Annotated in this window: 1 rRNA gene; it reads right to left on the bottom strand. The window is 48.6% G+C overall.

The annotated features are described in order from the left end of the window. Nucleotides 1–255, bottom strand: a 23S ribosomal RNA gene (locus IQO02_RS22555); the annotation flags it as partial.

Below are 255 nucleotides of genomic sequence, written 5' to 3'. Positions count from 1 at the left end.
CTATCGGTCAGTCAGTAGTATTTAGCCTTGGAGGATGGTCCCCCCATATTCAGACAGGATATCACGTGTCCCGCCCTACTCGTTTTCACTGATTATGAGATGTCGACTACGGGGCTATCACCCTTTACTGCGGCACTTTCCAGAGCCTTCGTCTGTCTCATTAAAAGCTTAAGGGCTAATCCAATTTCGCTCGCCGCTACTTTCGGAATCTCGGTTGATTTCTCTTCCTCGGGGTACTTAGATGTTTCAGTTCCC

The organism is Vibrio sp. OPT24 (assembly GCF_015163545.1).
Classification (GTDB): domain Bacteria; phylum Pseudomonadota; class Gammaproteobacteria; order Enterobacterales; family Vibrionaceae; genus Vibrio; species Vibrio cyclitrophicus.
This window is presented reverse-complemented; position numbering and strand designations above follow the sequence as displayed.